This is a genomic window from Phaeobacter italicus (assembly GCF_019801785.1).
GTDB classification, from domain to species: domain Bacteria; phylum Pseudomonadota; class Alphaproteobacteria; order Rhodobacterales; family Rhodobacteraceae; genus Phaeobacter; species Phaeobacter italicus.
Genome location: NZ_JAHVIJ010000007.1, coordinates 186,660 through 196,332, shown reverse-complemented (window position 1 = coordinate 196,332; position 9,673 = coordinate 186,660). Strand labels below are relative to the sequence as shown.

At 57.3% G+C, this 9,673-nt stretch carries 10 protein-coding genes; 7 read left to right on the top strand and 3 right to left on the bottom strand.

Annotation, left to right across the window (positions count from 1 at the left end; all coding sequences use genetic code 11):
- Positions 1-1,625: methyl-accepting chemotaxis protein (locus KUV39_RS16765; protein ID WP_222460396.1), on the bottom strand; the 1,625-nt coding region annotated here is incomplete at its 3' end.
- Between the two features lie 430 nt (positions 1,626-2,055).
- Here KUV39_RS16765 and KUV39_RS16760 point away from each other — a divergent pair.
- Genes KUV39_RS16760 through KUV39_RS16730 form a run of 7 tightly spaced genes read left to right on the top strand, consistent with a single transcriptional unit; the run spans position 2,056 to position 6,954 of the window.
- Complete coding sequence (locus KUV39_RS16760; protein WP_008563477.1) at positions 2,056-2,343, top strand: STAS domain-containing protein; 288 nt, start codon at positions 2,056-2,058, stop codon at positions 2,341-2,343.
- Positions 2,340-2,714 (top strand): response regulator, encoded by a 375-nt coding sequence (locus KUV39_RS16755; protein WP_008563341.1) that lies wholly within the window; start codon positions 2,340-2,342, stop codon positions 2,712-2,714. The genes KUV39_RS16760 and KUV39_RS16755 overlap by 4 nt, the downstream gene beginning before the upstream one ends.
- A 1-nt stretch (position 2,715) precedes the next feature.
- Positions 2,716-4,857: a chemotaxis protein CheA gene (locus tag KUV39_RS16750; protein WP_046212251.1), complete on the top strand. Its 2,142-nt coding sequence runs from the start codon at positions 2,716-2,718 to the stop codon at positions 4,855-4,857.
- Complete coding sequence (locus KUV39_RS16745; RefSeq protein ID WP_008563422.1) at positions 4,841-5,329, top strand: chemotaxis protein CheW; 489 nt, start codon at positions 4,841-4,843, stop codon at positions 5,327-5,329. Before KUV39_RS16750 ends, KUV39_RS16745 begins: the two co-directional genes overlap by 17 nt.
- The gene (locus KUV39_RS16740) at positions 5,326-6,189 is read left to right on the top strand and encodes a CheR family methyltransferase (protein WP_222460395.1); all 864 of its coding nucleotides are present in this window, start codon (positions 5,326-5,328) and stop codon (positions 6,187-6,189) included. Before KUV39_RS16745 ends, KUV39_RS16740 begins: the two co-directional genes overlap by 4 nt.
- 37 nt (positions 6,190-6,226) lie before the next feature.
- Positions 6,227-6,613, top strand: a complete 387-nt coding sequence (locus KUV39_RS16735; RefSeq protein ID WP_008563433.1) for a response regulator — start codon at positions 6,227-6,229, stop codon at positions 6,611-6,613.
- A complete protein-coding gene (locus KUV39_RS16730) occupies positions 6,610-6,954 on the top strand; it encodes a hypothetical protein (protein WP_046212250.1) in 345 nt (114 codons plus the stop codon). Before KUV39_RS16735 ends, KUV39_RS16730 begins: the two co-directional genes overlap by 4 nt.
- A 226-nt stretch (positions 6,955-7,180) precedes the next feature.
- On the opposite strand, the gene KUV39_RS16725 is transcribed toward KUV39_RS16730, so the two are convergent.
- Both KUV39_RS16725 and KUV39_RS16720 read right to left on the bottom strand, forming a co-directional pair.
- On the bottom strand, positions 7,181-8,671 hold the full coding sequence (locus KUV39_RS16725; protein ID WP_244998422.1) for an oligosaccharide flippase family protein: 1,491 nt from the start codon (positions 8,669-8,671) through the stop codon (positions 7,181-7,183).
- Positions 8,672-8,782: 111 nt separating this feature from the next.
- Positions 8,783-9,469, bottom strand: a complete 687-nt coding sequence (locus tag KUV39_RS16720) for a sugar transferase (protein WP_168578517.1) — start codon at positions 9,467-9,469, stop codon at positions 8,783-8,785.
- Positions 9,470-9,673 lie beyond the last annotated feature (204 nt).

Sequence of the window (9,673 nt, the reverse complement as noted above, 5' to 3'; positions counted from 1 at the left end):
TTTTCCACGCTGCGCGCGCCTTCTGCGGCGGATTTCACGCTTGCGGTCATCTCATCCAGGGCGGCGGCGGTTTCTTCAAGCGTGGCTGCCTGGCTTTCGGTCCGGCTGGACAGGTCGTCCGAGGCCTGACTGATTTCGCCCGCACCGTTGCGGATGCTTTCGGCGGTATCGATCACCTGCGTCACCGTCGCGCTGAGCGTCTCTGCGGTCGAGTTGAAATTCTCGCGCAGTCTCTCGTGATGTTCAGGAAAGGCATCTTCGATTTTCTGAGAGAAATCACCAGCCGCAAGGCGGATCAGCCCGGCACTGAGCTGTTCGACCACGACCTCTTGCTGGCGTTGCTGCTCGGCGCGCTCCAGTTCGGCTGTGCGGGCTTGTTTCAGATCGTCCTGCAGGCGGATCATCTGTTTGCCGATATCGCCGATTTCGTCGGATCTCTTTGCTTCAGGGATCTCTGCCGACAGGTTGCCGCTCGCAATCTCTGCGATTCGACCACAGATGCGGTTGATGGGTTTGGTCACGGAGCGGGCAAACAGCCAGCCCAGAAGTGACATGACAACCGCGCAGCCCAGTGAGATGAACAGCAGCTGATTTCGAGTATTCACCACAGGAGCGAGCAATTCGGCGCGGTCCTGCTCTGCAACAATGGCCCAGGTCACCCGGTCCGTCTGGATCGGTTCGGAATAGGCCACGACAGGATTGCCGGAGGCGCCAATTGTACTCGCAAAGAAGCCTGAGTTGCCTTCCAGCGCCGCAAGAACCTGATCGGTGCGGGGCATCTCCTCGAGGACTTTGTGCATTCCGTCCAGTCGCGAATCTGTTCGCACCCGCAGGTCATCCCCGACGATGTAGACATCCAGCGTCTCGCTCATGCTGTCGACTGGGTTCACGATGTTGGTGATCATTTCGACAGGAACCTGCAGCGCGAGAACACCGCGGAGAGTGTTGCCCGAATCATAAACAGGCGTGGCGACAAATGCAGCCGCTGCTCCGGCGCTTGGGGCATAGGATCGCATATCGGCAAAGTAGACATCACCGGCCTGCATTTTGATTGCAGCCGAGAATGCCTCTCCCAGGCCAGAATCGGCATATGCTCCGTTGACGAGGTTGGAGGCATAATCAGCCTCTTTGGTGACAGAGTAGACGACGTCGCCTTCTGGGCTGATCAGAAAGACATCGTAATATCCCTTGTTGGTCATCACTGCAGTCAGACCAGAGTGAAAACGCTGGTGGTGCATGTGATAGGGCGAATCGCCGATGCCGCGGTCGAGCAGATGTTTCTGCCCGGCGGGATTGGGATTCGAATCAATATAGGCGGTGCGCAGTACCTTGGCAGGATCGCCCTCAATGCCACCCCATGTCATGGTGAACCATTCCAGCGCGGTTGCCGTAGAAGGGTTGCTCGCCAGGGTTCTGGCGTCGGAATTCATCCCCTCGATCAGCGCCATCAGCGCGCTGCTTCGGTCGTTGGTCATCGCGTGAAACTGGGTTTCCACACTGTCCATGGCGGCCCGTTGAAGCGCAAGGGAGCTGATCGTGATCAGAATTGCGGTGATGGTCAGAACAAGCCCGATAACCAGTAGCGGCAGCTTGTAGGCGAGACGAAAAGCGGGCACAGCTTTCATCTTGAACTCCTTTCGATCGATACGCGCTGCGCAGGCAGCCAAAGTGTATCTTTCATGACGGACAGGAGTTAATTTCAGGCTTACACGGCGCTGATTTTGCATGCGAAATCAATCAGAAAAACCCGGATGAAACCGCAATTTCTGACCGCCTAGATTCACGCGCGCGCGTAAGGGGCATGCGTGACCTGCCCAAAAAATAATCGCTCGCTGTTAACGCGCAGCCCGGGGTTGAGTGCAGCAATTCGTCTGGGTTGTGGCGATTTCTATCCGCTAAAATTTTTGGAAATTGCCCGGGGAATTTGCAGCGGAATCCTTTTGGGAAATGCCCTGCAGCCGTGCTCACTGGCAATCAAATATTAAGGCCCAAAGTCTACTCCTAACGCATCGACTTGAAACCTGTCGCCGACCACGGGGGTGCGAATCGCTGACCATGACGACGGAAACGCAAAAACATATTTTGGACCTGCCCAACGCATTCTCCGACCTGGAGCCGTTGATTGCCTTCCTGCGGGGGGCGCGAACTCAGGCAGTGGAAATCGACTGTAGCAATGTGGCCGTGATGCCATCGCGCTGCCTGCAGCTGCTCTTGAGCGCTGAACAGCAATGGCGCTCAGAAGGGCTCGGTTTTGCAGTCGCGAACATAACCGAAGGGTGCCGGAAATCGCTCACTCTTTTGGGGCTCGAGCCCAACCGCTTTGAAGACGAGGAAACAGCATGAAAACGAAAGTTCTGGCAATCGACGATTCCCGCACCATCCGGAATCTCCTGGCCGCCGCTCTGGAAGAGGCGGGCTTTGAATACCACTGTGCCGTGGACGGCCGTGAAGGTGTAGACATGTACCCGGACGTTGCGCCGGACGTTGTGATCACCGACATCAACATGCCCAACCTCGATGGTTTTGGCGTCATCGAAGAGCTGCGCGGCGAGGACATCAACTCCAAGGTGCCGATTCTGGTTCTGACGACCGAAAGCGCGCCGGAGCTGAAGGCGCGTGCCCGCAATGCCGGCGCAACCGGCTGGATTACCAAGCCGTTTGACGACGCATCTTTGATCTTCGCGCTGAAGCGCGTTACCGGGGCGGCTGCCTGATATGGCCGGCTCGATTCAGGATACCTTCTTTGAGGAGTGTGAAGAGCTCCTTGAAGCAATGGACGAGGGTCTGACCGCCATCGAAGGTGGCGATCACGACCCTGAGGTGGTCAATGCCGTCTTTCGGGCGGTCCATTCGATCAAGGGTGGCGCTGGCGCTTTCGGCCTGGACGAGCTGGTTGCCTTTGCCCACAAGTTTGAAACGGTCTTTGACGAGGTGCGCGCCAACCGGTTGGAGCTGGACACCAAGCTGATCCAACTGCTGTTGCGTTCGAGCGATCATCTCAGCGATCTGGTGGCTGTCGCCCGTGACGGTGGCAGCACCGATGAGGCGCATCATGATGTACTGATCTCTGCGCTTGAGGAATACATCGAAGAGGAAGAAGAGGAACTCGTCTTCCAACCGATGGGTCTTGGCGGTGCCTTTGATGCGGCCCCGATCGAGATGGAAAAGGAACGGGTCTACAAGATTCGTTTCCACCCGCTCAAGGACATGTATGGCACTGGAAACGAACCGTATTTCCTGTTCCAGACCCTTGCAGACCTCGGCACGCTCGAGGTGCAGCTTGATGATAGCGAACTGCCCGGTTTCGATGCGCTCGACACCGACGAGAGCTATCTGACCTGGAAACTGACCCTGACCAGCACGGAATCCAAATCAGCTGTGGAATCGGTCTTTGAATTTGTTGAAGGGCTGTGTGAATTGTCGATTGAATCTGACAGCGACGCAGAAGATGAGGCCAATGCGCTGGCGGCTCTGGATGCCGCATTCGGGGTCATGCCCGAGGAAGGCGCAGATCAGGTGGCGGCCCCTTTTGAGGCGCCGGTCCCAGCCTCGGAGCCTGTAGCGGAAGCTGCGGATCCGGCTCCTGCTCCGGCGGCTGCCAAAACGGCAGCTCCCAAGGCTGAGACCGCGAAAACCGGACCAAACCCGACCCTGCGTGTCGACCTGGAACGGGTTGATCGCCTCATCAACGCAGTTGGCGAGCTGATCATCAACCACTCCATGCTGGCCCAGCAGATTGCCAATCTTGATGTGGCTGATCTGCGCGATGTCGAAACGGAGCTGGAAGGCTTCAAAAACCTCGCACGGGACATTCAGGAAGGTGTCATGTCCATCCGCGCCCAACCGGTAAAGCCGCTGTTTCAGCGGATGGCCCGGATTGTCCGCGAAGCCTCTGCCGCGACTGGAAAGACCTGTAAACTGGTCACCGAGGGCGAAAACACCGAAGTCGACAAGACGGTCATCGAACGTCTGTCCGATCCACTGACGCATATTCTGCGCAACGCGGTCGATCATGGTGTTGAAAAGCCCGAAGACCGTGAGGCCGCCGGCAAGGCGCGATCAGGTGAGATCCGCCTGACGGCGTCCCATCGGTCCGGCAGTGTCTGCATCGAAATCAAGGATGATGGCGCTGGTGTGAACCGCCCGCGGGTCAAACAGATTGCGATCGACAAGGGGCTGATCCCGGAGAACGCGGATCTGACCGACAGTGAGATCGACAACCTGTTGTTCTTGCCGGGCTTTTCCACCGCCAAAGAGATTTCCAATCTCTCGGGCCGCGGGGTTGGCATGGATGTTGTGAAAAATGCGGTCACCGCACTCGGCGGCCGGATCAACATTAGTTCCACCCCTGGGAAAGGGTCGACCTTCACCATCATTCTGCCGCTGACCCTCGCGGTCATGGACGGGATGGTCGTGTCGGTTGCCGATCAGACGATGGTGGTTCCGATCACCTCGATCGTGGAAACCATGCGCGGCAGCGATGACATGGTGAACAACCTTGGCGCAGACGGCACGCTGCTGTCGATCCGCGGCAATTTTGTCCCGGTCTGTGATGTCGGCGCGGCCTTGGGCCTTGATAAGCCTGATCATGATCAGCCTCCCGGCGTCTACCTTCTGGTGGAAACCGAAACGGGGCAGCGCAGCGCTCTGGCTGTGGATGATATCCATGACCAGCGCCAGGTCGTCATCAAGAGCCTCGACGGCGTTTGCGGCAATATTCCCGGAGTGGCAGCAGCCACAATCCTTGGGGATGGCAAGATCGCGATGATCCTGGACCCTGAAAGCATTCTTGCGGCTTCGCCCTCGGCAGCCGCTTTCGATACCGAGCGGAGACTGAACAATGCAATCGCAAGCTGAAGCAAAACACGACGACGCTGAAATCAAGCACGCCCAGCATAGCGAGTTTGTCAGCTTCACCGTCGCAGGTCAGGCGTTCTGCCTGAAAATCACGCAGATCCGCGAGATCCGCCGCTGGTCGCCCGTGACCATCCTGCCGCATGCGCCGGCAGATGTCTTGGGGGTGATGAACCTGCGTGGTGCGGTGATCCCGATCTACGATCTGTCCGCGCGCTTTGGTCTGCAGCAGACCGAAGCCAGCGAGCGCAATGTCGTGATCGTTGTCTCTGTCCACGGAAAACCCGTTGGTCTTCTGGCAGAGTCGGTCTCTGAGATTATCTCGATCAATCCAGATGACATCCAGGACACCCCGCCGGTCGATAGCCGGAACACGATGGACTACATCCAGGGTATCATTTCTCATGATGATACCATGGTGCGGATCATCAACCTGGATGCCGTCATCTCTGTGCCAGAGCAGGTGCTCTCGTGACGATTGCCAGCCCAATTGAAACACGCGGCGACGGGTTCACACTGTCCGATCAGGACTTTGAATCCATCGCCGAGTTTGCCCACAAGCATTTTGGGCTGGCGATGTCGAGCAGCAAGAAGCCACTGGTGTCTTCGCGGCTCGCCCGTCGCCTGCGCAAGCTGAACTTCACGGATTTCAAATCCTACCTGCAGGAATTGAATGGCCCGAATGCAGACAGTGAACGCAGCGAGCTGCTGTCGCTGCTGACCACGAATGTCACGCAGTTCTTTCGGGAACCGCATCATTTCGACACGCTGCGCAATGATGTGCTGCCGCCCCTGTTGGAACGTGCACGTCGTGGTGATCGGGTTCGATTGTGGTCAGCGGGCTGTTCCAACGGGCAGGAACCCTACACCATTGCCATGGTGCTCAAGGAGCTCTGCCCAGATGTCGAGAAACTGGATGTGAAAATCCTGGGGACAGACATCGACCCGGTTGTGGTGAGAAAAGCGTCATCTGCGCGCTATTCGGCCGAGGAGCTGTCGCAGATCCCGCGCGAATACAGTGCCTACTACACCCTTCAGGGCCAGGACGGCACCATTCGTGAGGACCTGCGCAGGCTGTTGACCTTTGGCGTGCTGAACCTGATCGAACCTTTTCCGTTCAAGGGAAAGTTCGATGCCATCTTCTGTCGAAACGTGGCGATCTATTTCGACACGCCGACGCAGCAGAAGGTCTGGCACGCGTTTCAGCGCAGTCTGAACCCTGGTGGATACCTGTTTATCGGTCATTCCGAGCGCATGTCCGGCCCCGCTGCGGCGGCGCTGCAGACGGCCGGGATCACCACTTATGTGAATTCTCATGCCGGTGGGAATGCTTGAGTAGTCCGGCAACAAAAGAGAAAACGAGGAACTAAAAATGAGCTTGAAAGACTCCCTGCGCGTGATGGTTGTGGATGACATGTCCACCAGCCGCGGCATCCTGACCCAGTGTCTGGATGAGCTAGGCATCAAAAACTACATGGTTGAAAACAACGGGCAATCTGCCTTTCAGACGCTCACAACCAACCCTGTGCACCTGGTTTTGTCGGACTACAACATGCCGGGTATGGATGGCCTTGGACTGCTGAAAGCGCTGCGAGAGCATCGCGTGACCCAGCGGGTTGGTTTTATCCTGGTGACAGGCAAACCCACGCCCGAAATCGTGGAAGTTGGCCGCCGTCTTGCGATGAACAACATCATTCGCAAACCGTTCACGGTCGCGACCATGAAGCAGGCCATTGAACAAGTGGTGGGCCGTCTATGAACATGCAAACGACACCACCGCCCAAAGGTCACAGCATTGCTGACCTTTGCGATGTGTCGCATGCTGAAATGCTGCGCCTGGTTGGCCAGGTGCAGCAGCTCGAGGACATCGTGCTGACGATGGTTGAACGTGGCGGTGCGCCAACACGTGAAGAACGTCAGTCGCTTCAGGATTTTGATCTGGTGATCCAGACCCTCGCAGCAATGGGGAAATTCTATGGCGAGGTCGGGCGGCTGACAGCCGAAACCGGGGGAATAAATCTTGAAGCCGGCAGTGAGGTGGTGACCTTGCACAAGCTGCGTGACAGGCTTCGCAGCCCGGCTGAGCGATCTCAGGATTGATGCCGTGAATGATTTTGGCGCCACCCCAAAAGGGTGGCGTTTCTTTTTGGGGTAACCTTGGCGGGTGGATGGTTGTGCGCTTTCCGTCTCGCGCCCGCTATGTGCTGGGTGAGGCAACTGCAACTGTATTGGATGAGCACAGATAGGGCGTTCGCAAACCGCAGTCAGCGCAATATCCTGGTGGTTCAGGGCTTGAGTGGGTTTTGCAGCCCCGGTGGCCCTTGCGTCATGCTGTGGTGGCGATGCGGCGGCGGACGACCTCTCGGATCAGATCCAGCCGGTCCCCGCCCACAAGAAACATCATGCCGACATAGGTCGGGACTGCGACAGCAAACTGTGCGAGCAGCAGCGTGTAGCCATACATTGGCGGCCCCATTTCTCGCAGAGCGAAGAGGGAAATCGCCATCATCGACGCGGAAATCAGTGCGGGCCGCAGCGCATCAAACACATAGGTACGCAAAGGCATGTTCAACACGCGCAGCGTTTTTGCCGTCGCGACAGGCCACAGGCAGACAGAAAGAATGACAAGAGCCGTCATGATGCTGTTCAGCCCCTCATCTGCAAAATAGAGAATGGCGATGAATCCGGACAGGCTGACGGAAAGTTCAAACCAGAACCACCACCCGGCATGGCCGGAAAACCGCACCAAGGACGCCTGCATGACTCCAATGCTCATCATCAGGCTCAGCAAAGCAAAGCACTGAAGCGGGTAGATGGCAGCAATCCATTTGGCGCCAAAGACATAGGGGATGGCGGTTGGGGCAACCATGATGAAACCCACAAATAGCGGCAGTGCTGCGCTCGCGGCGGCAAAGCTGCTTAGCAAAAAGGCGTCGCGGCGTCGCTCTTCCTCTGTTTGCATGCTGGCAAACAGGACCCGCGTTACCGGAAGGAGCGTTCCGATCGTCAGTTCCTGAAGGATCTCGCAGATCCTTCGGGCAAAAAAGAAAATCCCCAAGACAGCAGGCCCTGCGAGAATGCCAAGAAGGATCTGATTGATCTTGGTGGGCTCGATCAACCGACCGCCCATCGTGTAGAGCGTAAAGCCGCGCAAATCCGTGATGGCCCTGCGTGAAATCGCGAAGCCCGGCCGCCAACCCGCCGACCAATATGCAACGCAGCACCCAACAAAAGCGGTGACAACCTGCGCCCAGATCAGCGCCCAGATCGCATAGCCCTGCAGAACCAGCACAAGACAGCTGATTGCGCCCAAACCGTTCCCCAGCGTTGTGCGCAACGCGACCTGTTTGAAAGCCATCTTGCGATTGATCAGCGCTGCGGGGATGTTTCCAAGGGAAACGAACAAGATACGCATGGCAAGGACGGGCAGGATAAGTTCGAGGATTTGAAGGTTCGTCCATTCAGCCGCCAAAGGTGCAATGGCAACCAGCGCGAAAAAGAACCCCACTGCAATCGTCATGGTCAACCAGAACGCGCTATCAAGATGTTCCGGGCGCAGGTCTTTTCGCTGGATGATCGCATCGCCAAGGGGCAGGGGCACCAGTGTCATCACCCAGACGACGATAGAGGTCGCCAGCGCGACCGCGCCAAAATCCGCAGGTTGCAACAGCATGGAGGTCACAAGGAAAACCACGACCGTCAGCCCATTGCTGACCATGATGTTCACAAATGACCAGAACACCCCTGCAAGGGCCAGCCGCCCTCGGCCCTGCGATACATGGGTATGTAGCTCAGCTGTGGTTTCGCCTTTCTGCATGGTCGCGGATCCTGTTTCTGTGCAGCGGGCAACCGGTTTGCCCAGGGCTTTGCCCTTATCCTGTGGCAGGAAGCCTATCACACAACCCTTAACGCCGCTTTAGCGTCAAAATCAGCGTCCGGTGCGGGCCAAGACACAACGACCGGTCATCATGATCAGTTTCAGATCAAGACCAAAGGTGCGTTTGTGCAGATAGTCCACATCAAGGGATACACGTTCCTGATAGCTGACATCATTGCGGCCGGACACCTGCCAAAGGCCGGTGATCCCGGGCCGTTGGTTCAGGTATGCACCAGCAGAGGCACCATATCGGCTCAATTCGCAACGCACGATTGGCCGTGGCCCGACAAAGCTCATTTCTCCGCGCAGGACGTTCCAGATCTGAGGCAATTCATCAAGGCTGCTGCGGCGCAGAAAGTCACCAAACCGTGTGATGCGGGGATCGTTCGTCAATTTGCGGTCTCTGGCCCATTCCTGTGCAGCCTTTGCGTCAGTTTTCAGATGGTCGGCCAAAATCTCTTCTGCACCGTGAACCATCGTGCGGATTTTCCAGCATGTGAAGGCTCGGCCATTTCTCCCGATCCTGGTGTGCCCGAAAAAACCGGGCCCGCCGTCTCGCCGGCTTAGCAGCCACAGACCGATTATCACCGGGGCAATCATGGGCAGAAGCGCAAGCGCCAGCGTGACGTCGACCAGTCGCTTTCCAAAGATTCCATAGAAATTACGAGCCCGCTGCCGGGTCGGCATGGCGGCTGTCTGGACTGGCGCCAGCTGCACTGGATCGGCGAATTTGCTCATTTTGCACCCCATCATTCTATTCCGCGGCATCAGTGCGGGGACTGATCGGATCCTGTCGCCGTTTGGGCTGTGACCTCTTCCGCTTCCTAAGATTTGATTAAAATTCGTGGCGAGATTTGGGCCAAATCAGTGCGTTGCTGCGGCTGGGGTGGAAAATCGGGGCAAAATTCGCACCTCCGCGCGTTGTGATTTTCGGCACGGCAA